The sequence below is a fragment of the Parageobacillus sp. KH3-4 genome, from assembly GCF_022846435.1.
GTDB classification, from domain to species: Bacteria; Bacillota; Bacilli; order Bacillales; family Anoxybacillaceae; genus Parageobacillus; species Parageobacillus thermoglucosidasius_A.
In genome coordinates this window covers 3,426,857-3,450,297 of the sequence record NZ_AP025627.1, presented here as the reverse complement: position 1 = coordinate 3,450,297, position 23,441 = coordinate 3,426,857, and the positions used below count along the sequence as shown (strand labels likewise).

Below are 23,441 nucleotides of genomic sequence, written 5' to 3'. Positions count from 1 at the left end.
AGAGAAAATTAGGTGAAAAAGGAAGGACATGTTCTACTTATTGCGTAAAATTTTTCTCTTCGTTCAGTAAACTGGAACCGCCGGAAAAAAGCCGCTGTCTTTTTCCACAGCTTCCAAAGCTTAATTAGAAAAGTTACGCATAAAAAAATGCTTTCCGTTAATGGAAAGCATTTTAGCAAGGGATTTTCACGATAAATTCCGAGCCTTTGCCGACTTCGCTTTGTACGTGAATGGTTCCGCCGTGAGCCTCGACGATCCATTTGGCGATGGACAAACCGAGCCCATGGCCGCCTTGCTGGCGCGAACGCGCTTTATCGACGCGGTAGAAGCGGTCGAAAATGCGGTCAAGCGATTCAGGAGGAATGCCGATCCCGGTGTCTTTGACGGAGATCGTGAGCATTCGCTGCTGTTTAAATGGTTCGACGGCAATGCTTAACGTTACTTCTCCGCCGTCTGGGGTATACTTGATCGCATTATCCAGCAAGATATATAACAGTTGCGTCAGCTTGTCGGCGTCGGCAGCAATGATGACCGACTCAGGAGAATGAAAGTGCATGCGAATATTTTTTTTCGACGCTAATTCTTCCAATAAATGTAGCGTTCGCTCCGCATGTGGGCGAAAGTCAAACGTTTCTTTGACTAGCTGCAGAGAGGCGTGTTCGGAATCAGCACGGGCGAGCGTCAATAAATCGTTCATTAGTTTTGTCATTCGTTTTATTTCTTTCCGGAGCCGATCGAGCAGTTTTTGCGTGAATTCGTTTTTCGTTAGTTCTTCTTCCATTTCCAGCGCCTCAACGGAAGATAAAATAACGCTTAATGGCGTCCGCAGCTCATGGGAGGCGTCGGCAACAAATTGCCGCTGGCGATGATACGCCTCTTGGATCGGGACGAGCGCCCGTTTCGACATAAAGTAGCTTAACAACACAGCGACGCCGATAAATAAAACGGCAAGACCAGTCAACACAATGAGCAACCATTGAAACACATTTGAAAATGAAGTTACATCCATGCCGATATATAGCACGCCGATCAAATGGCCGCGAATGACAATCGGGCGGGCGGTGGTCAACAGTTTTAGCTCATGGGAATGAAAACGGGCAAATGGATGCATATTAGCAGGAAAATTTACTTTTATATAGGTTAGTTCGTTTTCGTTAAGTGCGGAATTTTGCAGTGCTTCTAATAGAAACGGCCGCATGCCTTTGTTCACTTCGTCGCCCATGAGAAGCTCGCCGTTGGTGCCGACGACATAAAAAAAGAATTGGTCTTCGCTTAAAAACAAGACGTTTTCTTCATCCATAAAATCGAAATCGCTTTGTTTGAGCAAAAATTGCTCAATTGCTTTTTGTTCCTGATTGGCGAGGCTTGTGATTCGCCGTTCTTGGTCATTCGTAACAATCATATAAAAAAGGAAGCAAACGATCACAATAAATAGTGTCAAAAACACCATTAAGATGCCGCTATATAATGCTGTCAAGCGCCATTGCGTCCGATGAAACATATCGGTGTTTTTTATCTTCAATAAGAAAGCGTTCCATTTATTTGTCAATTTTATATCCCACCCCACGCACCGTTTGAATGACTTCGCCTTTTAGTTTTTTCCGCAGCAATTTAATGGTCGCGTCAATCGTTTTCATCGAAACATCTGCGTCCAATCCCCAGACGCGGTCAAGGATCGTTTCGCGCGGCACGACGCGCCCCTTATTTTGCAAAAGAAGGTCCAATACTTGAAATTCGCGCGGGGTTAGCAAAATTTCTTCACCGCCGCGACAGAGGGTATGGCTCGTTCGGTTAAGGACGAAATCATGAAAGCGTACCGTTTCTTCTTGAAGCGGGACGAATGTGCGCCGCGCGAGCGCCTTCAGGCGGGCCATTAATTCATCAATTTCAAACGGCTTGACGAGGTAATCGTCCGCACCGGCTTCTAAGCCTTCGACACGGTCTTCGACGGCATCTTTTGCCGTTAACATGAGAATGGCGCCGGTATAGCCGTTTTTCCGCAGCCGTTTGCAAATTTCCACTCCGTCCCCGTTTGGCAGCATCCAGTCGAGAATCAGCACGTCATAGAACGAGGCGAGCGCATAATCGTATGCATCTTCTCCTTCCTGTACCCAATCGATTTGATCGACACCTTTTTTCTTTAACATATGCACGATTAATTCTCCTAAATAGAGGTCATCTTCGGCGAGAAGAATCTTCATCGCGTTTCCTTCCTTTCTATGCTCCCACTTCCCTCTACAAAACATCATAACAAATGATCATGAAAAATAAATGAAAATGTGAAAAGCAGATCCAGCCGCAATTATTGCGTAAAGTGTTCCATTATCGGTACAGCGAGCTGGAACCACAGGAAGACAAAATCGCTTTTTGCCGATTTTTTTACACTATTTGCGGAATTCAATTGCTGATTTTTCACCGGATTTTCACTTTTGCTTTTTACACTATTTCTTGGCAAAACAAAAGGAGGAACGGATGGTGAAACGAATGAAGCGAATAAGGCAAGCGCATTATGGATCGGATTGATTACTTCTATTTTCGGCAGTAACGGAGCTTTGGTTGATTGGCCAACAAGAAAGAAGCGAACATCGCGTGCTGATTCCACCATGTGGAGATTCTGCGCTATCGTCACCATCAGGAAACGTGCGGGGATTTTCTGAAAGCAAAGGGATGGTAGAAAAGGGGCGGGATGCCGGGGAACCGCGCGTCATTAGCTGGCATCATCCGCGGATTGCATAAGGGAAAGACTTGGAAATGGGATGTTTCGTGGGCGGTTGATATTGCGGCAGTTGCGCTGATTTTATTGACGGTATCAGTGGATTTATTTATCCATTCGGCTGCTTGCGGCATAACGGGATAGAGTTGCATACGACAATAGAGTAAAAAAATGAAAAAAGGGGAGATATGGAGTGGATATGAATATGACGCGATATGAACAACCAATGCCATCGTACCAGCCGCCGAAGAAAAGACGGTTCTTTTCTTGGCTTGCCGCTTCAATTGTCGGCGCGGTGATCGGAAGCGGACTCACGTTATACGCGGCGCCGATGATGGGGATCCCTTCGACTTCCTCATCAACAAAAGAATCAAAAGAAACGAAGAACATTTCGACAGAAGCGCTTCCTCTCCAGCCGACAAAAAGCGCTTCTAATAACAATAGCATGGTGGCGGCGATTGAAAATGTCACCGACGCGGTCGTCGGTGTGGTGAATATCCAAAAGCAAGCGGACTTTTTCTCCGATAGTGTGCAAGATCAAGAAGCAGGAACCGGTTCGGGAGTCATTTTCAAAAAAGACGGAAATATAGCGTATATTGTGACGAACAACCATGTCATTGAAGGGGCGAATAAAGTAGAGGTGTCGCTTGCCGACGGCAAAAAAGTGAAAGCGGAGATCGTTGGCGCCGATCCGTTAACTGATTTGGCGGTGTTAAAAATTCCTAGCAGCCATGTCAAAAAAGTAGCTGTCTTTGGCGATTCTTCGCAGCTGCGCATCGGGGAGCAAGTCGCAGCGATCGGCAATCCGCTTGGTTTAGATTTATCACGGACGGTGACAGAAGGAATTGTGAGCGGAAAACGCACGATGCCTATTTCTACTTCTGAAGGGGAATGGGAGCTAAATGTGATTCAAACGGATGCCGCGATTAACCCGGGAAACAGCGGCGGCGCGTTGATTAACAGCGCCGGGCAAGTGGTGGGAATTAATAGCTTGAAAATTTCCCAAGACGGAGTGGAAGGGTTAGGATTTGCGATTCCGAGCGAAGATGTGAAACCGATCATCGAGCAGCTGATGCAATACGGAAAAATCAAACGCCCGTATCTCGGTGTGCAGTTAGTTGATGTGTCTGATCTTTCTGATTCGGTGCGAAAAGAACAGCTGCAATTGCCGAGCGATGTGACTGCGGGGGCAGCTGTCACGGCGGTAGAACCGTTCTCGCCGGCGGCGGACGCAGGCATTCGGACGAAAGATGTCATTGTGGCGATCAATGGAGAAAAAGTGGATAGCGTCGCTGCGTTGCGGAAATATTTATATACAAATACAAAAATCGGCGAGCGTGTGCAAATCGAGCTTTGGCGGGATGGAAGCAAGAAAACCGTATCGCTGCGGCTGAGCGAACGGAGCCAATAAAATAACAAATAACTATCCCTTCTGAACAATTCGTTCAGAAGGGATATTTTATTGAAAAAGGGGTATGATCTGATGGCAGAATATAATATAAAAGCGTTTTATTGGTTCTTACACAATCTTGGTGATTAGGAAGCGGCAATCGAGAAATTTTATTTTTTCATTCTCAATTATTTCGGCTTTTCACCAAAAGAAAATAGCAACCTAATTTATTTAGAGCATGGGGAATAGGAGATGGAATGGAAAAGCTATAAGGAATTTTAGCCATTTTCTCTATCACAGCATAGCAATTGTGCCACAATATATCAGTGCTAGTTTCATATTTTTGTTTATCATCGTAGCGGTGGTGAGACGAAACGGATGGCGGCTTCTTGAAGCGCCGGTGACTGCTTATGCTTTCGCGTGATTTAGTGGGAGTAAGGGTCATCCGTTTGGATTTTCGCATGTCTAGGACAGCTATAAACAAACAACAGATGTGCATTTTGAAAGCAGCAGCTAAATAAACATAAAGAGGTGCCTTTATTTTGGGGATATGTAGGGGAATGTCGAAAAGATGTAATATTTATCTGAAAAGAATGAAACAGAAACACGTGCTATTCGTATAATTAAATAGACGCTAATAGAAAGAAGGTGCGGGGGTTGTTTGGATATCCGTTGGAAACGGTGTATTTGGCCGTGCTTGCTGTAAGCGGTGGATTGACGCTATTATACATTTTTTTAAGCGATATCATCGATGGCGTGTTTGATATGCCGGACCATCCGTGGTTTAGTCCGCAGCTTATTTTGTCGTTTCTCACTGTCGGAAGTGCGTCCGGTTATTTGTTCGAGCGATATACAGGGTTATCGAGCTTGCTTATCGGATTGTGCAGCGCGGGGATCGCGATCATTGTCGTATCGCTTTTGCACTTTTTCGTGTTTGTTCCGCTGCGCTCGGCGGAAACGTCGCTGAACTATTCGGAGACGGACTTGGAAGGTTCACTCGCGAAAGTGGTCGTAACTGTGCCGCCCAATGGATTCGGCGAGATTTTGCTGCAGCGGAAGAGCGGTGCGGTTTCAAAACCGGCAAAAAGCATCGGCAACGAAGAAATTGCCTCAGGAGCGGAAGTAATTATCGTGAAAATGGAAAACGGCGTCGCCATTGTGGCGAAGCACGATCCATATGATATTTCATTATTGCACAAAGGGGGATATGCATAATGACGCCAATTTTAATTGTCATCGGTGTAGTTGCGCTGCTTCTTATCGGACTAATCGCTATTTTTGTTACTCGTTACCGAACCGTTGGGCCGGACGAAGCGCTGATTGTGACGGGCAGTTATTTAGGCAGCAAAAACGTGCATGTCGATGAATCTGGAAATAAAATTAAAATCGTCCGCGGCGGTGGAACGTTTGTACTGCCGATTTTCCAACAAGCGGAACCGCTCAGCCTTCTTTCGATTAAACTTGATGTGCAGACACCGGAAGTTTACACGGAACAAGGCGTTCCAGTCATGGCAGACGGAGTGGCAATCATCAAAGTAGGCAGCTCCATTGGCGAAATCGCTACAGCAGCGGAGCAATTTTTGGGGAAAACCCGCCAGGACATGGAAAATGAAGCGAAGGAAGTATTAGAAGGGCATCTTCGCTCCATTCTTGGTTCGATGACCGTCGAGGAGATTTATAAAAACCGCGACAAGTTTTCTCAAGAAGTGCAGCGTGTTGCTTCGCAAGATTTAGCGAAAATGGGGCTTGTCATCGTATCGTTTACCATTAAGGATGTGCGCGATAAAAACGGCTATTTGGATGCGTTAGGAAAACCGCGCATCGCCCAAGTGAAACGCGATGCTGACATCGCAACAGCAGAAGCGGAAAAAGAAACGCGCATTAAGCGCGCGGAAGCGGATAAAGAAGCGCGCAAAGCGGAGCTAGAGCGCTTGACGGAAATCGCGGAAGCGGAAAAAATCAATCAATTGAAGCTTGCCGAATTCCGCCGTGAACAAGATATAGCGAAAGCGCGCGCCGATCAGGCGTATCATTTGGAAGAAGCGAAAGCAAAACAAGAAGTGACCGAACAGCAAATGCAAATTAAAATTATCGAGCGGCAAAAGTTAATTGAGCTCGAAGAAAAAGAAATTTTGCGGCGTGAGCGCCAATACGATTCCGAAGTGAAGAAAAAAGCGGACGCCGAACGCTACGCGATCGAGCAGGCGGCTGCGGCGGAAAAAGCCAAATTAATGGCGGAAGCGGATGCGCAAAAATATCGTGTCGAAGCGATGGCGAAAGCGGAAGCGGAACGGATACGGCTTGACGGGATCGCCAAAGCCGAAGCGGAAAAGGCAAAAGGGGAAGCCGAAGCGGAAATTATCCGCTTGAAAGGACTGGCTGAAGCAGAAGCCAAACAAAAAATTGCCGAAGCGTTCGAACGGTATGGCCAAGCTGCGATTCTCGACATGATTATCAAAATGCTTCCTGAATACGCCAAACAAGTGGCAAGCCCGCTTGCCAATATCGATAAAATTACGATTGTCGATACCGGTTCAAACGGCGCCAATGGCGGTGCCAACCGTGTAACCGGGTACGCAACCAATTTGATGGCGAGCTTGCAAGAGACGCTGAAAGCTTCTGCTGGCATTGATGTGAAAGAATTGCTTGAGAACTTTTCAGGAAAAGGAAATGCAAAAGCTCAGGAAGAAGCGGTGGAAAAAAACGAAAGCAAGTAAACGTGAAAGCGATACAGCGAAAAAAGGCGTCAGCAACGCCTTTTTTCGTGTCAGCGCTCGATTTGCGCAAGGAAAAGTCCCCTTAATGGAGTGCTTTTATTTTTTATGTAGCGAAAAACGAAAAGCAAATGGCGTACAAAAAATCGAGGTTCACCATTGACAAGGCGAAAACATTGCAATGATCGGTTCATTTCGCTATCATGTTAAATAGTGGAAAAGTTATAGTGGTTGAATCATAATAAATGGGATGATGGAATATGAAAAGAGCGAGAATTATTTATAATCCGACATCGGGTCGGGAAATCTTCAAGAGGCATTTGCCAGATGTGTTAGTGCGATTAGAAAAAGCGGGCTATGAAACGTCCTGCCATGCGACGACGGGTGCGGGAGATGCGACAGAGGCGGCGAGAAAAGCGGTGGAGCGCGAGTTTGACTTGGTCGTCGCCGCCGGCGGGGATGGAACGATTAATGAAGTGGTTAACGGGATTGCTGATCAAGATTATCGTCCAAAGCTTGCGATTATCCCTGTCGGCACAACGAATGACTTTGCCCGCGCCATCGGCGTGCCGCGTTCGATTGAAGGGGCATGCGATATTATCGCCAACGGGGAAGCCGTTCCAATTGATATCGGCTCCGTAACCAATGAAGGAAAAACGCGCTATTTTATTAACATCGCGGGTGGCGGCCGCTTAACAGAACTTACATATGAAGTGCCAAGCAAGTTGAAAACAATGCTTGGCCAGCTTGCCTATTACTTAAAAGGAATTGAGATGCTGCCATCGATTAAAGCGACAGAAGCGCGCATTGAATATGACGGAAAAGTGTTCGAAGGCGAAATTATGCTCTTTTTACTATCGCTCACCAACTCTGTCGGCGGCTTTGAAAAATTGGCGCCTGATTCTTCGCTGAACGATGGCATGTTTGATTTAATTATTTTAAAGAAAACGAATTTGGCTGAGTTTATCCGGCTTGTGACGCTTGCGGCGCGCGGGGAACATATTAATGACCCGCACCTCATTTACACGAAAGCAAACCGCGTTAAAGTAACTTCCCCGAACAATATGCAATTAAATTTAGACGGGGAGTTCGGCGGCATGCTGCCAGGGGAATTCGTGAATTTGTACCAGCATTTGGAAGTATTCGTTTCAAAAGAAAAAGCGGAGCAAATGAGAGCGGGGAAATAACCTGCTCTCTTTTTGTGTTGCCCAGAATTGTGTGCTACAATCGTGACGGCACCATGCCTATATATTTGAAAGATAAGAAGTTTGATGCAGATTTTTAGATAAAAAGAAAAAATTTCCATATAGAACGTTAGTTTCTTGAAAGGTGAAGAACATGGCAAATATCGAAGCACCAGTAGCGAAAAATGAATATTATGACGCAACATTTGAAGATTTGACGCATGACGGGTTAGGTGTAGCGAAAATCAATGGATTCCCGATTTTTGTCAAAAACGGTTTGCCGGGCGAGAAAGCGAAAATCAAAGTAATCAAAGTAAAGAAAGGATATGGTTACGGACGCCTCATCGAGCTGTACGAGCAAAGCCCGGACCGCGCCGAGCCGCCGTGCCCGGTTTACAAGCAATGCGGCGGCTGCCAGCTGCAGCACTTAAGCTACGATGGGCAGCTTCGCGCGAAACAAAAACATGTGAAAGAAGTAATGGCGCGCATCGGTAAATTAGAAAATGTCATCGTGCATCCTGTCATCGGTATGAAAGATCCGTGGCGCTACCGCAACAAAGCGCAAGTGCCTGTCGGCGAGCGCGAAGGTGGGCTTGTCGCCGGCTTTTACCAAGAGCGCAGCCACGAAATTATCGATATGGACGCATGCTTGATCCAGCAAGAAATGAACGACGCCGTTGTGCGGACGGTGAAAAAGATTTGCGAAAAATACCGCATTCCTGCTTATAACGAAGTAACGCATAAGGGAGTGCTCCGCCATATTATGGCACGTTACGGGGCAGCGACGCAGGAAGTTATGGTCGTCCTCATTACCCGTACGGCAGAGTTGCCTCATAAAAAGAAAATTGTGCAGGAAATCATTGAATCAGTGCCAAATGTTAAGTCGATTATTCAAAACATTAATCCGAAAAGGACAAACGTCATTATGGGCGATGAGACGAAAGTGTTGTGGGGAGCCGAATACATTTACGATTACATCGGTGACATTAAATTCGCGATCTCGGCTCGCTCTTTCTATCAAGTGAATCCCGAGCAGACGAAAGTGTTGTATGAAAAAGCGCTAGCGTATGCGCAATTAACAGGGGAAGAAACGGTCATTGACGCTTACTGCGGCATCGGCACGATTTCCTTATTTTTAGCGAAAAAAGCGAAAAAAGTGTACGGCGTTGAAGTCGTGCCGGAAGCCATTGAAGATGCAAAGCGCAACGCTGCATTAAATAGCATCACCAACGTCGAATTTGCCGTCGGCGAGGCGGAGGCAGTCATTCCGAAATGGTACGAGCAAGGCATCCGCGCGGACTGTATCGTTGTCGACCCGCCTCGCAAAGGCTGTGATGAAACGCTTTTGCAAACGATCATCGCTATGAAGCCAAAGCGCGTTGTGTATGTGTCCTGCAACCCGGCGACGTTGGCAAGGGATTTGCGAATCCTTGAAGACGGCGGGTATCAAACATTAGAGGTGCAGCCGGTGGATATGTTTCCACATACCGCACATGTGGAATGCTGTGCGTTGATAAAGAGGATTGAAGAATAAGCAGACTGGTTCGGGAATCTGTAAAAGATTCTCGGACTCCCGTCTGCTTTTATTTCAATACGACGATTAAACGGTGGGGGATTTCAGGAGTCCATTCTTTGAAAAACATAAATGCTTCAAGTGACTGTTTTCATTCTTGAATGGCAAGTTCGTCATCTGTTGTTTGAAGAGATGATTCAGCTTGTTGTTTCATCAGTGATAAGTCATCAATTTGTTTATTGATGTCATTAATGAATTCATCATCATCTCCTTTTGAGATGACATCATCCGCTAACAAATTCAGTGTTTTCTTCTTCTTTGATTTCAATAGTCTGGTTTTGTTCATCCTTTACAGTAATATTCCTCAATTCGTGAGTCACGTTGGTATGCTCATTAAAAAATATTTCAATATCGGTTAAATATTAAGAATTAATTTGATATTATGTTTTTTAGGAGTAAAATAAATGTAACATGGCCAATTAGTATGTTGGATGTGTAAACATAATATAGTATATATTAATGTGTAAATAACAAGCTAAATATGATATACTTATAATCAATAGTGATATACTATAATTAAGATATAATTGCTGTAGAAAAGGTGTGTGGCGATTTGACTTGGGCAGGTGCGCCTGCACCCTTTCTGCATGCAAATAATGGGGATAAGGATGGGAAAAAATGAGTAACAGACAAACTGGAACAGACGTTATCTTAATTGGTGCCGGAATCATGAGTGCGACTTTAGGGACACTGTTGAAAGAATTAGCGCCGGAATGGGAAATTAAAGTGTTTGAGCAGCTTGACAAACCAGGAGAAGAAAGCTCTAACGAATGGAATAATGCGGGAACGGGACATTCTGCACTATGCGAGCTTAACTACACACCCGAGAAACCGGATGGATCTATCGATATTAGCAAAGCTATAAAGATTAACGAACAGTTCCAAATTTCCAGACAGTTTTGGGCTTACCTTGTAAAAAACAATCTGTTACAAAATCCGCAGGAATTCATCAGACCGTTGCCCCACATGAGTTTAGTCCAAGGGGAAAATAATGTGAGATTTTTAAAGAAACGTTTTGAAGCGCTATCAAGCAATCCATTATTCCAAGGAATGGAATTTTCTGATGACCCGAAAAAACTGAAAGAATGGATTCCGCTTATCATGGAAGGCCGTACATCGAATGAACCGATCGCGGCAACCAAAATCGACTCAGGTACAGATGTTAACTTTGGCGCCTTAACGCGCATGTTGTTTGACCACTTAAAGAAGAAAGGTGTTGAAATAAACTACAAGCATAGTGTGAAGGATATAAAACGTACCAGCGACGGCCTGTGGGAATTGAAAGTGAAGGATCTCAACAGCGGTTCTGTTGAAATCCATCAGGCTAAATTCGTATTTATTGGAGCCGGCGGGGGAAGTCTGCACTTGCTTCAAAAATCTGGTATTCCAGAAGGCAAACGTATTGGCGGATTCCCTGTAAGCGGATTATTTATGGTATGTAATAATTCAAAAATTGTAGAGCAACATCATGCAAAAGTTTACAGTAAAGCTAAAATTGGTGCGCCTCCTATGTCTGTTCCGCACCTGGATACACGGTATATCGACAACAAAAAAATGTTGCTCTTTGGGCCGTTTGCAGGCTTTTCGCCTAAATTCTTAAAAAATGGTTCCAATATGGATTTGTTTACTTCCGTAAAACCGCACAATCTCACAACTTTGTTGGCGGCAGCTTTTAAAAACTTTTCTTTGGAAAAATACTTGATCCAGCAGCTTATGTTAACGAAAGAAAAGCGAATGAAAGAGTTGCGCGAGTTTATCCCGACGGCTAAATCAGAGGATTGGGATATAGTCGTCGCGGGCCAACGTGTGCAAATTATCAAAGATACTGACACTGGCGGCAAAGGGACGATTCAATTTGGTACGGAAGTTGTCAGTGCCGCAGATGGCTCGATCGCTGCATTGCTCGGCGCTTCTCCTGGTGCTTCTACTGCCGTACATGTAATGCTTGAGGTGATTAAAAAATGCTTCCCTCAACATATGCATGAATGGGAACCGAAAATTAAAGAAATGATTCCTTCTTATGGCGTGTCCCTAGCGGAAAACCCAGATCTTTTCCAAGAACTTCATGCTTCAACAGCGGAGACGCTCGGTCTAAGCGAAAAAAAACCGGTCTCTGATGCAAACGAAAAAGAACCGGTTTATAATTAATTTCTTTGGATGCAGAAACAAAGGTATGGAATGAAAAAGTTTAAGCAACACTTTTTCATCAATGGACAGTTGTTTCTATGATAAAAATGCTTATAAAAATGACAGAATAATAGAATATGATTGAAAATAATAAAACATAGAACCTTTGATCTACCTTCAGATTAAAGGTTCTTTTTTTCAAATTCGCAGTTAGAGAGGCTGCGGTGAGCTGTATCACAATTATGGCAAAGCAAAGTGGAAAGTTGAGGAGCTAATAAGCAAGGAGATCTTGAAAAAACAAAATACACTTGACAATAGAACCATAATCAATGCATAAATACATATCAAAAATCCACCACCTTGGAATCAATACAGTGACCAAAAAACAACTCTCCAACGGGTGGACACGAGCATGATTTCCAATTTAAACAACGAACATGCATGGACTATAGAAGCATTATTCGCTACCGTTGCCGGAAACACCGTATGTGACAGGAAGGCCGCTGGTGTCAAAAAATCATTATTGAAATTTTACTCTAGTTTTGCAACACCATCTGACTATTTAAGATTTATCCCCTCATTCCAGTAATGGCAAACTGGAATGAGGGGTTTTTAGCGTCAGAAGGTTTATATAAATATGTCGGATTGTTAAATGTAAGCGTTACAAAAAAATTAAAAAAAAGTTCATAAATGTTTGTTCTATCATTGTTTACAATATATACGTGAAAATAATCACGAATAAATATATGACAATAATATCTTATTGTATTGGATGGGGCATCATAGAAAGGATGAATCTATCTTGGAGCCATTATCAATGATGGGAATTGTTATTCGGTTTTTATTAGGTGGAGGAGCAGTCGTTGCCTCAACTATTATTTCAAGAAAAATAGGCACAAAAATTGGAGGGATTTTTGCGGCATTTCCCGCTGTATTTTTAGCGGCATTGCTGACGCTTCGGTTAGATGCAAAAGGCAATGAATTAGTGGAAAAATCGATCGTTTTATCCCAAGGTGCCGTTGTTGGAATGTTCATTAATATTATGTGCGCAATGGCGGTTGTTTATCTTTGTGCCAAGCAGGGGTGGAAACGCGGGCTTACACAATCGCTGGCTGGATGGTTTCTTATTTCTATGGTTTATGCTTTTATGTCAAAGTATTTCTAGTTAAGGTGATTTTATGGATGGACGTGATTTATTTTTCCGTTTTTTATTTGGCGGATCTGCAGTTGTACTAAGTTATGTGACGGCAAAACTGCTGCCGTGGAAAGTCATCGGGGGAATTTTCGCGGCATTCCCGGCTGTTATGGTCGTTGCGGTGATGATGGTTGGCATGAAGAAGGGGTCGAAAGAAGCGGCGAAAATAGCGCAAGGATCTGTTTACGGAATGATCGGTTGTTTTATTTGTGTGCTAACAGTGTTGTTTTCTTTGCAATTTACACGCAATTGGTGGGGAAGTTTTATTTTTGGTTTAATTTCTTGGTTTGCCAGTTCGTTATTCCTTGTATATATGCGAGATCATAAAAAAGAAAAGGGAGCATCAAGCAATGTATAAAGGGGCGGCAGAACAAAAAAGACCAAAGTCTGGCATGAGGAGAACGTGCCAGGCTTTTTTTATATAATCATTAAAAAATTTAGTTGAACTCCCCTCATTTTCCGAAACTTGACTTCTTGATTCTTATCCGTAAATAATAGATAGAGGTAAAAATATAAAAAAAGTAAGTGAGTTGAGGAGGAATTGAATATAAAAGATTTTTTGCAACATGTTCAAGATGCGTACGCAGCACTTACGGATCTAAGCATCATTATGCTCGATTTGCAGCATCAACCTGTTACAAAAGTTTCAAATATAACGAAATTAGCGGAACTTGTGCTTTTTTCTCCAGATAAGCCGTTTCCTCCTTCATGTTTTCCGAATGACGACAATATCCAATGGCAACGCCCGATGGTTGTTCAGACAGGGTATTGGGGAGTAAAGGCGATTGTCGCTCCTGTGTTGGTGGAGCAAAAAGTCGAATATTTGATTTGGGCAGGTGCGTTTATTGAAGAAGAGACAAAGCCGATAATCAAAGAGCAATGTTCCCGGTTTCCTAATTCACAAACATGGCTTCAAGTCATCGAACAAACGAAAGAGCAAACCATATCCACTGTCGAAAAAAAGTTAAATGACATCGAAAAAATGGCGCTGGTATGTGGAGAATATATTAGCAATGATAGACAAAAACAACATTATAAACGGTATTTTCATTTACTGGATGCGGCAGTGGATAACGCGCGACGGCTTTCTTTACATATGAACGATTTTTTACATATGTTTCAAAAGCTAGACGCCGATATTGATTTTTCGCTGTATATAAAACGGCGAAATCGCGAATGGGTCGTTGCGAACGCTGTTGGAGAAAAGGCAGAACAGCTTTGGAATAAACACGTCAAAACCGCTTTTCCTCCGCTATCAAACTCCCTATTTCATTCGCGCAATGTTGTTTGTTTTGAAAATGTCGCGCTTGACCCTCGTTTTGCATTTTTCGTGGCACATGGAGTAAAGCCGAGCGCTGTCGTTGCATATCCTGTTTTGCATGACGGTGAAATAGAAGGATGGATCGTGATCGGCAGTCAAACGAAACGTTCACTATCGAAAGAGGCAGTGCAAATCGGCACTATTCTTGTAAAGTATTGGCAGTTATATTCGGAATATGAATTGGCACATGTAAAAATGGACCGCCATTTCATGAGATTATCGATGCTAATAGAAATTAGTCGGGCGATGAATGTCGTGAAAGACACCGATGAAATTTTACGGATGATGACGGATTTTGTTGCGGAGTTAGCGTACGGCGATTTTGTCTTTACTGTGTTAGCGGATCATAAAAGAAAAGTGAAGGTTCATTGCGGTGCGATTTCAGAACGGCAAGTAACAGAATATTATGAAGATGTTTGCCAACGCTACTTTTTCACTGAAGAAAAACTGCTTGAAACTATCCCAAAGCTGTGTGAAACAAAATTTGGGACTGTAATGGAAATTTCGTTTTCGGTTCATGAACATATGCACGGAGTGATGGCTGTGCATATGAAGCATCTCGAGGCTGCAAAAGAAGCGGAAGTGTATGTTGCTGCTTTAATAGGGATCGGCACGATGATTATGAAGCAAAATAATTATCACGGACCAAAGCAGCAATTGAATATGGATATGCTGTCGGAACGTTTAACGAGCCGGGAGATGGATGTATTAAACTTATTAGTTCAAGGATGCAGCAACCGCGAGATCGCTGACCAATTGTTCATTAGCATTCATACAGTGAAAAATCATATTACAAATATTTTTCAAAAAATTGGGGTAAACGATCGTTCACAGCTAATCGCTCTTGTATATCAGTTAAACAATCGCAAATATATCAATGAGGAACATCATTAGCCGCAGCGATGGATTTAATGATGTTCCTTTTTCTTTTTTTTTTTTGCTTGTTTGGCGTGGAAACGTTTTGTATATAGGAATAGGGAATGGGGCGAGTCAATAGAGAAAATCGAAATCATAAATAGTACATAAGCACTAGATGTTGAGTTATAATAATATAAAAAAATGGTACGATGCTGCTGTGTTGTTCAAAAGATGCTCATCCCCTATGAATAGAAAGTGCTATATATTTTCATTTGGTTATTGTACTTACAAAAGTATCGTTTAGCACACGTATAGAATAAATAGGGGGAATATCGATGGAGAATGTCATAATCAGGAGAAATATAACAGTAATGGTGGATTCTGATATTATAAAGGCGATGGATATCACAGAACAGATTGCGAGTGAAATGGGATTTTTGCCGCGTGAGTGCCTCTTTCTTCGTTTGGCGACGGAGGAAGCGTGCATGAACGCGTATGAATATTGTCAAAAAACAAACCAACTGCCTTTTGAAGTGTTTTGGAAATGTGGAAAAGAAAAATTGATTATTGTTGTGAAGCAGCATGGAAAGAAGTTTGACATTACAAGAAGGGATGTGGTCAACAAAGGCTTACGCGGAAGGGGATTGCAACTTATTATTCACATTGTAGACCATGTTTACCTTGAACAAAAAGGGAATAATGTATTGTTTTATATGTGCAAATATAAAGATCATTGACGATTGTTGGAGGAACGAAATATGGGGACACAGCATGAACACATTGATATTTTCGTATGGAATGAAGATATTACTTTGAACAATACCGAGCAGTTTCGAAAAGCGATGGCAAAATTTATCCAAAATCCGGCTGAGTATCTCATATTAAACATGGAACAAGTGAAATATATTAATAGCGCTGGCCTTGGCATCATTGCTGATAGCGTCATGACAGCGAGAAAACAGCGAAAGGAGTTAGTCATCGCCGGAATTCAAGATTCGCTTCAAGAAATTTTTCATATCGTTAAGTTTGCTTCGTTTATTAAACTTTTCGATACGGAAAAAGACGCAATCAATTATTTTTATGGAGAATGAATATGATTCATAAGCTTTTGCAGAAGACGAAGAAAGACAAAAACATCTCGTTAAAAGATCTGTTGCAGCTTCTTGACGAATGGAACACACTTTATAATAAAGCGGATCAAGCTTATTGGCTAGTTAATTTGGCGGAAAGGCGGTTTATTTTTGTTTCCCCGTCTTGTGAAAAAATTTGCGGGGTGCCGCCTGAAGCTTTCTATCGGGATGTAGAGATATGGAAAAAAGTCATTCATCCGGAAGATCGAGAAAAGGTTCAGAAAAGGCGGTCGGTGCTTTGGAAAGGCAATAGCTTTGAGTATGAATATCGCATTATTCATCAGCGGGATGGGACCGTTCGCTGGGTTCTTGACCAAACGTTTCCCGCATTTGATGAAAATGGGAAGCTAGCGATGTTAAGCGGAGTGGTGACTGATATTACAGAGATAAAGAAAATGCGGGAAAAGCTTTTGCTTGCAGAAAAAGTATATGAACATGTGCAACAGGCTATATTGATCACGGATGAAAATGGGCTAATTCAATTTATTAATCCTGCCTTTACAGAAATCACGGGATATGGATCGGAAGCAATCGGTTTATCATTAGATTTTCTGCATTCTGGCTACTACAATGAAAACTTTTATCAAACGATTCGAAAAACTGTCATAGAAAAAGGACAGTGGAGAGGGAGGCTGCGGGGGCGCCGAAAAAATGGAGAAGTGTACGTTCAGCAAACGACGATTACAGCGATTCATGATAAAGAAGGGCGCCCGATTTTCTATCTTTTTATATTTTCCGAAAATGGGAAGACCATAACAAGCTTAAAAGATGACTTAAAGCTGGCGCAGGAAGTGCAAAAACGTGTATTAAGCAAGCCGCTAAAAACGGAAAGCATTGATATATATGGAATGTACGTTCCTTCGGAAGAATTGGGCGGGGATATGTACGCTTGGTATCAGATCGATAATGACCGATACGGCATTTTTTTAATGGATGTGATGGGGCACGGGGTAGCCGCTTCGCTTATTTGCATGTCGGTTCGCTCATTATTAAACGGAGTAATTCGAAAATGCATTTATCCGAAGGAAGTTTTTCATGAGCTAAATAAACATATGCGGCTGTTATATCATGAAGATGGACGAATGAATACGTATTATTTCACTGCCGTTTACGTGATGGTAAACACAAAAAAAAGGTTCATCGAATATGCTTCTGCCGGCCACCCTCCTGGTTTTTTGTTTCACAAAAACGGTTTAGTGGAGGAGCTGGATCGAGGCTGTGCCCCGATCGGGTTATTATCGTATCTTCATGTAGAAACAGGAAAATTAAATTACGCCCCAGGAGCGACATTAGTGTTGTACTCGGATGGAGTGATTGAAGAACCAAATAGTTCGGTTAGAACAAATATTGAAATATTTCGGGAAAAGCTGAAGTCATTTATCCATTTAGAGAGCAGAAGCATGATAGCGCATATGAATAAAATGTTCAAAGAAGAGTATCAATTCATCGATGACATTTCCCTAGTCGTGGCGAAACTGCATTAACTGCGGCAAGACGTATAACGGTTTTTCACAAGCTTGGCAATTGATTATTGTCAATGAATAGATGAACCGGTATGATGAGGATAGGGCATCTTCCATGAATCGGATGCGATGGTAATGAATATGATTGCAGTAAGGAACGTAAAGAAAGGGGAATGTATGATGGTGAGGAACCCAGCGGGATTTTGGAAACGATTAGCGGCTGGTTTATTAGACGGCCTTATTGTCGGTGTGCCGTTAGTGTTTATCGGTTACCTTATTACGGGAAGTTGGGAGGATAATTGGTTCACTACGGTAGCCAACATCGTTTACGCCCTAATTGTGCCGGCGGTTTGGTCTGGATATACAGTGGGGAAAAAGTTGTTGGGCATTCGCATCGCAAAAGTAAATGGCGAAAAAGTCGGAATCGGGACAATGTTTTTGCGGTCCGTTGTCGGCGGGCTTGTTTATGCGGTAACGTTCGGCATCGCACTGGTTATTAGTGCTATCATGGTGGCGGCGCGCGAAGATAAACGTTCGATTCATGATTTTATCGCTGGGACGTATGTGACAACAGGGAAACCAGCATAATGGATATGTGGGTGTTTGGGGTCATATGATTGATCATAAAAGGACGGATGTCTGAGAAGATACCCGTTTTTTTATGGTGAAAATGAACATAATTTGTGACAGTTAAGGGGAGAAAAAATGGTACAAGAAGTTTTCGTCGTCGCGGCAGTGATGGAAAATTCCTTCTAGTTAATTGAAGTAGCGTGGCTTAAAAAATCATCAAAAAATCCGGGAGAGGAGCAAAGAAACTAAAAAACGCTTAATAAAACTCGTATGATAAATAGTAATTTCATACTGTTGTATTTCTCCTCATATCATGCAATATGGGGGGATGTTCATGCAATTTTATTACGGTCAGCAAATGCCGCTGCGTATTTTAGACGAAGCGGAATTCTGGAAACATCAAGAAGAGGAGCATACGGTCGTTATTCGCGAGCTTGTTAGCGGTTTAGAGCCGGCTTATGTCGAGGCGCTGAAAAAATGGGAAGAAGCGCTTTCTGCAACACATCAGCAAGTAGTGCGTTTTATTGAATCGGTCGTTCGCGCGGGATATTACGTTTCTTATCAGCTTTACCAACAAGTGTTGCAGCTAGTATCTCATTGCTTACAGCAAAGTCTTGACTTTATTAAGCTGTGCCAACAAATAAAAACGGAAAGCAAAGCAGTGGGCAAAAATCCAACGGCAAAAGTAGTGTTGAACCATATTATTCGTGAGTCAGAATATTTTATTGGCATCGCTCAATTGTTATTATATGGAAAATAAGGAAAATGCCTATTCTTCTCGGATAGGCATTTTGCTTGTTTGAAAAAGAGCAGAGAATAAGTGGTTAACAAGCAAGTAGTGATGAAAAAATAATTTTTCATACATAAAGGTTAATAGTTTGTTTTATGTTTTGCAATTATTATATTAGAAAAATAAAAAGGATGAATATATCTTTTTTAGAAAATAATGATATAATTAATAGAAAAAAAGGAGGTATAAGCAGTTTGTTAAACATCTATTGGGGCGGTGGTCATTGAAAACATTCAACTAAGACAGCAGCACGATACGGACAAACGATTCAATCGTTTGACCCACCATTTCAAAAAGAAAAAGCTGGCGGAAACAATTCTTCGTCGAGGTTTAAGGCTTGGGGTTCGCATCAAAAAGGTGAATCCGGCGTATACCAGCGTCATCGGACGTTTCAAGTATATGAAAAAGTATGGATTATCCGTCCATAAAAGTGCCGCTTTGGTGATTGGCAGGAGGGGATTAAGGTATCATGAACGATTGCCAAGAGAGCTCATGGAGACCATAAAAACGAAAGTGAAACACCATTTGATTGCTGTGTCAGGGCCGATGGAAGAATCCTACAAGCAATCGAAAAGCGGAACAAAACAACGGCAATATCTAGATATGATGCTAAAAAAGATAGAGAACTTCAAAAAGGAACATAAATGGTCATTATGGAATATATTACACAAATTCTGCTGGATGAATCAGTACCAAATTCAACTAAAGGAGGTGTAGACCTGGTTGCTAAAATCGTTGTCGTGCACTGACCAATGGAAGGAATAGTGCACGACAGGTGCCGTCGCTAACAGCGAGCCACGGGGTGTCTTTCACAGCAGGTGAATGACAAGGGGATTCCCTTCCTGGTGGAACTCAGGTGTTTCCTGAGCGGCAAGCGGTGTTTCCTGGTTCCATCGCGATGAGTCGATTTTTATAGATTTTAGTAACCAGGAAAAAGGTTGTCATTACATAGTTATATTTTGCGCACGATGTTCATTGTCATTCCTGGCACTGCTTTCATCGGCCTTGGTGTATGTATGGCGAATGGCATTAGCAGTGCGGCGTTTTGGTGGACGCTTGCTGCGACTATATTATTTGGTGCTGTAGTCGGAGTCGTTTCTGCGATGTTAAACTATCGTCGATTTATTGCCCCGATCGCTATTATCAATCAGCATTTAGACAAGATGACCAATGGAGATTTATTGGCGCGTGTTCCTATGAATGAAGTGAGACAGTTAAAACCGATTGCCGTGTCGCTCAATAAAATGGCGGAGGCTTGGCAGAAAGTCATCGCCAGCATTCAGCACCATTCCGATGAGATGACGCAATTTTCCAGACAATTAACGAACATTGCTGAACAGACGGCAAAAGCGACCGAACAAATCGCATCGACAATGGAAGCGATTGCGTCTAGTTCCGAGCAGCAAGCAAAAACGGCGCAAGAAACCTCGCAGGCAATGAATGAAATTTCTGATACTCTCACACAAGTAGCTGACAAAACGAGGAACGTTTCTACAAACGCGAATGAAATGTCAGCAAAAGCGCAATCTGGAAAGCAATCGATTTCGCAAATGGAAGAGCAAATGCGGTTTATTTATGAACACGTCCAGTCGCTTGGACAAGTGATTAAAGCTCTGGGAGAGCGTTCAAACGAAATTGGCCAAATTACACAGGTAATTACCGGCATCGCTTCACAAACGAATTTGCTTGCCTTAAACGCGGCGATTGAGGCGGCAAGAGCCGGAGAACAAGGGAAAGGATTCGCTGTTGTGGCGGATGAAGTTCGCAAATTGGCGGAGCAGTCCGCACAGTCGGCACAGCAAATTTCTCAACTAATTGGATATATTCAGGAAGAAACGGAAAAAGCGGTCGAATCGATGGAAACGGTCGTCAACGAGGTATCGCAAGGGCTTCATGTTGTGCAAACGGCAGAGCGGTCTTTTGAACAAATTCGCGAATCCGTTAGCGAAGTCAACGTTCAAATCGAACAAGTATCGGCGACGATCGAACAAATGACGGAAAACGCGAAGCAGGTAGCTGCTTCCATTGGCTATATGGCGGAGATGGTGGAACAATCTGCTTCCGGATCGGCGAATATTTCGGCGGCGACGCAGGAACAAATGGCGTCGGTTGAGGAAGTTACTTCATCGGCGTCATCGTTAAGCGAAATGGCAGAAAATATGCAAGCGATGTTAAAACGGTTCACCGTATAAGAAAGTGTGTTTACACTGCTTTATAAATATGTTAATATTAAAAAAAATTAAATAAGTTTATCGCTTATCTACTAGGGGAGTCCAATAGCTTGGACTGAGAAAAGAACGCGCTTAAGTTCTTTGACCCTTTGAACCTGATCTGGGTTATGCCAGCGTAGGGAAGTAGATAGCGGGAGTGTATGTGTTTGTTGCGTACGTTTCGGCTATTTGCGTTCCATCGGGTTCCTTGGGGAACCCGTTTTATTTTCTCCACATATTTCCCGCCCATCGCCCCCCGCGTTTTGGTGTAACCTCAGGTCTTCACCACTATTTTGAAGGAGGAGAAGTGACATGCAAAACATCGCATCTTTCATGCAATTTCCCGCCAGCAAAAAGGTGTACATCGAAGGTTCCCGTCCGGATATTCGCGTTCCGATGAGGGAAATCGCGTTAAGTCCGACAAAGACGGAAACAGGAATCATTGAAAATGAACCTGTTTGTGTTTATGACACAAGCGGGCCGTACACTGATCCTGATTTTCAGCCAGATATTCAAAAAGGATTGCCGCCGTTAAGAAAACGCTGGATTTTGGAAAGGGGAGACGTTGAAGAATACGAAGGTCGCCCAGTGAAACCGGAAGATAACGGATTCCGCAATGGAAAGCAATCAGAAATGATCCTTCCTTTCAGGAGAAAACCGCTGCGCGCTAAAAAAGGGAAAACCGTTACGCAAATGCATTACGCAAAACGAGGAATTATTACGCCAGAGATGGAGTTTGTCGCGATTCGCGAAAATATAGACCCGGAAATTGTGCGCCAAGAAGTAGCTGCGGGTAGAGCGATTATTCCTTCGAATATTAACCATCCGGAGAGCGAACCGATGATTATCGGAAGCCGCTTTCACGTTAAAATTAACGCGAATATTGGCAATTCTGCGGTAACATCGTCCATTGAAGAAGAAGTCGAAAAAATGCTGTGGGCGGTGCGCTGGGGCGCTGATACGATTATGGACTTGTCAACCGGAAAGCATATTCATGCCACAAGGGAATACATTATTCGCAACTCTCCTGTGCCTGTCGGGACGGTTCCGATTTACCAGGCGCTCGAAAAAGTCAATGGCGTTGTCGAAGATTTAACATGGGAGATTTACCGCGATACGCTCATCGAACAAGCAGAACAAGGGGTCGACTATTTTACCATTCACGCGGGGGTATTGCTTCGCTACATACCGATGACGGTAAACCGGACGACCGGCATCGTTTCGCGCGGCGGTTCGATTATGGCGCAATGGTGTTTGGCTCACCATGAAGAAAACTTCTTGTACACGCATTTTGATGAAATATGCGAGATTTTGAAAACGTACGATATTGCCGTATCGCTTGGAGACGGGCTGCGGCCGGGATCGATTGCCGATGCGAACGACGAAGCGCAGTTTGCCGAATTGGAGACGCTCGGAGAATTAACGGAAATCGCTTGGAAGCATGATGTGCAAGTGATGATCGAAGGACCGGGGCATGTGCCGATGCATAAAATTAAAGAAAACGTCGAAAAGCAAGTGGAAATTTGCAAAGGCGCGCCGTTTTACACGTTGGGACCGCTTACGACCGACATCGCGCCGGGATATGACCATATTACGTCCGCAATTGGGGCGGCGCTTATCGGCGCATACGGAACAGCGATGCTTTGTTACGTGACGCCAAAAGAGCATTTAGGCCTGCCAAATAAAGAAGATGTGCGTGAAGGAGTAATCGCTTATAAAATCGCCGCCCATGCCGCTGATTTGGCAAAAGGGCATCCTGGAGCGCAACAGCGCGATGACGCGCTATCAAAAGCGCGCTTTGAGTTTCGCTGGAACGACCAATTCAATCTTTCGCTTGATCCGGACCGGGCGCGGGAATATCATGATGAAACATTGCCGGCTGAGGCGGCGAAAGTCGCGCATTTTTGCTCAATGTGCGGGCCAAAGTTTTGTTCAATGAAAATTTCCCATGATTTGCAGCGAGCGGTCAAAGCAGAAGGGATGAAACAAAAAGCGAAGGAGTTTGTCGAAAATGGCTCATCCCTCTATCGTTGACGTTCAAGAGCTGCAAAAGGAAATTGCCGAACTGAAAGAGAAAATTTTTAAATTGGAACAGCAAATCGCCCATATTCAAAAAAATTGCCGGCATTCGTTTTTCGAGACACCGTTTATGCGCAAATGCGTCAAATGTCATTATGTAGAGATTTTATATTATTGAATAGCA

Annotated in this window: 23 protein-coding genes, 1 pseudogene and 1 riboswitch; of the genes and pseudogenes, 20 read left to right on the top strand and 4 right to left on the bottom strand. The window is 43.3% G+C overall.

Annotated elements, in window-relative coordinates:
• Window positions 1-172: 172 nt before the first annotated feature.
• The 3 genes from MWM02_RS17535 to MWM02_RS17525 all read right to left on the bottom strand — a co-directional run bounded on the left by MWM02_RS17535 (window position 173) and on the right by MWM02_RS17525 (window position 2,605).
• Window positions 173-1,549, bottom strand: coding sequence for a sensor histidine kinase (locus MWM02_RS17535; RefSeq protein ID WP_244402567.1), 1,377 nt, complete (start codon window positions 1,547-1,549; stop codon window positions 173-175).
• Entirely contained in the window at window positions 1,539-2,201 is a 663-nt protein-coding gene (locus MWM02_RS17530) for a response regulator transcription factor (protein ID WP_244402566.1), read from the bottom strand. The genes MWM02_RS17535 and MWM02_RS17530 overlap by 11 nt, the downstream gene beginning before the upstream one ends.
• Before the next feature lie 101 nt (window positions 2,202-2,302).
• Entirely contained in the window at window positions 2,303-2,605 is a 303-nt protein-coding gene (locus MWM02_RS17525; protein ID WP_244402565.1) for a hypothetical protein, read from the bottom strand.
• Between the two features lie 81 nt (window positions 2,606-2,686).
• Here MWM02_RS17525 and MWM02_RS17520 point away from each other — a divergent pair, with 81 nt between their 5' ends.
• The 6 genes from MWM02_RS17520 to rlmD all read left to right on the top strand — a co-directional run bounded on the left by MWM02_RS17520 (window position 2,687) and on the right by rlmD (window position 9,535).
• On the top strand, window positions 2,687-2,857 hold the full coding sequence (locus MWM02_RS17520; RefSeq protein ID WP_232509669.1) for a hypothetical protein: 171 nt from the start codon (window positions 2,687-2,689) through the stop codon (window positions 2,855-2,857).
• 55 nt (window positions 2,858-2,912) lie between these two features.
• The gene (locus MWM02_RS17515) at window positions 2,913-4,124 is read left to right on the top strand and encodes a S1C family serine protease (RefSeq protein WP_244403647.1); all 1,212 of its coding nucleotides are present in this window, start codon (window positions 2,913-2,915) and stop codon (window positions 4,122-4,124) included.
• Window positions 4,125-4,760: 636 nt separating this feature from the next.
• Window positions 4,761-5,318: an NfeD family protein gene (locus MWM02_RS17510; protein WP_064553426.1), complete on the top strand. Its 558-nt coding sequence runs from the start codon at window positions 4,761-4,763 to the stop codon at window positions 5,316-5,318.
• Window positions 5,318-6,820, top strand: coding sequence for a flotillin lipid rafts scaffold protein FloT (locus tag MWM02_RS17505; protein ID WP_064553424.1), 1,503 nt, complete (start codon window positions 5,318-5,320; stop codon window positions 6,818-6,820). The genes MWM02_RS17510 and MWM02_RS17505 overlap by 1 nt, the downstream gene beginning before the upstream one ends.
• A gap of 257 nt (window positions 6,821-7,077) precedes the next feature.
• Window positions 7,078-8,004, top strand: coding sequence for a diacylglycerol kinase (locus MWM02_RS17500; protein ID WP_244402564.1), 927 nt, complete (start codon window positions 7,078-7,080; stop codon window positions 8,002-8,004).
• Window positions 8,005-8,155: 151 nt separating this feature from the next.
• Window positions 8,156-9,535, top strand: coding sequence for a 23S rRNA (uracil(1939)-C(5))-methyltransferase RlmD (rlmD, locus tag MWM02_RS17495; protein ID WP_244402563.1), 1,380 nt, complete (start codon window positions 8,156-8,158; stop codon window positions 9,533-9,535).
• A 130-nt stretch (window positions 9,536-9,665) separates the two neighbouring features.
• Here rlmD and MWM02_RS17490 read toward each other — a convergent pair whose 3' ends face one another.
• A complete protein-coding gene (locus tag MWM02_RS17490) occupies window positions 9,666-9,812 on the bottom strand; it encodes a hypothetical protein (RefSeq protein ID WP_157778199.1) in 147 nt (48 codons plus the stop codon).
• 380 nt (window positions 9,813-10,192) lie between these two features.
• On the opposite strand from MWM02_RS17490, the gene MWM02_RS17485 reads away from it, so the two are divergent.
• The 14 genes and pseudogenes from MWM02_RS17485 (at window position 10,193) to MWM02_RS17420 (ending at window position 23,435) form a co-directional block, all read left to right on the top strand.
• Window positions 10,193-11,722: a malate:quinone oxidoreductase gene (locus MWM02_RS17485; protein WP_244402562.1), complete on the top strand. Its 1,530-nt coding sequence runs from the start codon at window positions 10,193-10,195 to the stop codon at window positions 11,720-11,722.
• A 391-nt stretch (window positions 11,723-12,113) separates the two neighbouring features.
• Window positions 12,114-12,216 (top strand): annotated as a pseudogene (locus MWM02_RS19725) (ISNCY family transposase); the annotation flags it as partial.
• A 302-nt stretch (window positions 12,217-12,518) separates the two neighbouring features.
• Window positions 12,519-12,866 carry a DUF3147 family protein gene (locus MWM02_RS17480; protein ID WP_064553553.1) on the top strand — a complete coding sequence of 116 codons (348 nt, stop codon included), beginning with the start codon at window positions 12,519-12,521 and terminating at the stop codon, window positions 12,864-12,866.
• 13 nt (window positions 12,867-12,879) lie between these two features.
• Window positions 12,880-13,254, top strand: a complete 375-nt coding sequence (locus MWM02_RS17475) for a DUF3147 family protein (RefSeq protein WP_064553412.1) — start codon at window positions 12,880-12,882, stop codon at window positions 13,252-13,254.
• A 183-nt stretch (window positions 13,255-13,437) separates the two neighbouring features.
• Window positions 13,438-15,111, top strand: coding sequence for a response regulator transcription factor (locus MWM02_RS19455; protein ID WP_275973740.1), 1,674 nt, complete (start codon window positions 13,438-13,440; stop codon window positions 15,109-15,111).
• Window positions 15,112-15,410: 299 nt separating this feature from the next.
• Window positions 15,411-15,812, top strand: a complete 402-nt coding sequence (locus MWM02_RS17460; protein ID WP_064553408.1) for an ATP-binding protein — start codon at window positions 15,411-15,413, stop codon at window positions 15,810-15,812.
• A 21-nt stretch (window positions 15,813-15,833) separates the two neighbouring features.
• Window positions 15,834-16,166: an STAS domain-containing protein gene (locus tag MWM02_RS17455; RefSeq protein WP_064553406.1), complete on the top strand. Its 333-nt coding sequence runs from the start codon at window positions 15,834-15,836 to the stop codon at window positions 16,164-16,166.
• A gap of 2 nt (window positions 16,167-16,168) precedes the next feature.
• The gene (locus MWM02_RS17450) at window positions 16,169-17,689 is read left to right on the top strand and encodes a SpoIIE family protein phosphatase (RefSeq protein WP_064553404.1); all 1,521 of its coding nucleotides are present in this window, start codon (window positions 16,169-16,171) and stop codon (window positions 17,687-17,689) included.
• A gap of 156 nt (window positions 17,690-17,845) precedes the next feature.
• The gene (locus MWM02_RS17445) at window positions 17,846-18,256 is read left to right on the top strand and encodes an RDD family protein (protein WP_064553402.1); all 411 of its coding nucleotides are present in this window, start codon (window positions 17,846-17,848) and stop codon (window positions 18,254-18,256) included.
• A gap of 316 nt (window positions 18,257-18,572) precedes the next feature.
• A complete protein-coding gene (locus MWM02_RS17440; RefSeq protein WP_064553400.1) occupies window positions 18,573-18,998 on the top strand; it encodes a DUF2935 domain-containing protein in 426 nt (141 codons plus the stop codon).
• Between the two features lie 246 nt (window positions 18,999-19,244).
• Window positions 19,245-19,745, top strand: coding sequence for a hypothetical protein (locus tag MWM02_RS17435; RefSeq protein ID WP_244402561.1), 501 nt, complete (start codon window positions 19,245-19,247; stop codon window positions 19,743-19,745).
• Between the two features lie 221 nt (window positions 19,746-19,966).
• Complete coding sequence (locus tag MWM02_RS17430; RefSeq protein WP_064553396.1) at window positions 19,967-21,220, top strand: methyl-accepting chemotaxis protein; 1,254 nt, start codon at window positions 19,967-19,969, stop codon at window positions 21,218-21,220.
• Window positions 21,221-21,283: 63 nt separating this feature from the next.
• Window positions 21,284-21,398: riboswitch (TPP riboswitch) on the top strand.
• Between the two features lie 152 nt (window positions 21,399-21,550).
• Window positions 21,551-23,272 (top strand): phosphomethylpyrimidine synthase ThiC, encoded by a 1,722-nt coding sequence (thiC, locus tag MWM02_RS17425; protein WP_244402560.1) that lies wholly within the window; start codon window positions 21,551-21,553, stop codon window positions 23,270-23,272.
• Complete coding sequence (locus tag MWM02_RS17420) at window positions 23,250-23,435, top strand: hypothetical protein (RefSeq protein ID WP_064553390.1); 186 nt, start codon at window positions 23,250-23,252, stop codon at window positions 23,433-23,435. Before thiC ends, MWM02_RS17420 begins: the two co-directional genes overlap by 23 nt.
• Window positions 23,436-23,441: the final 6 nt, after the last annotated feature.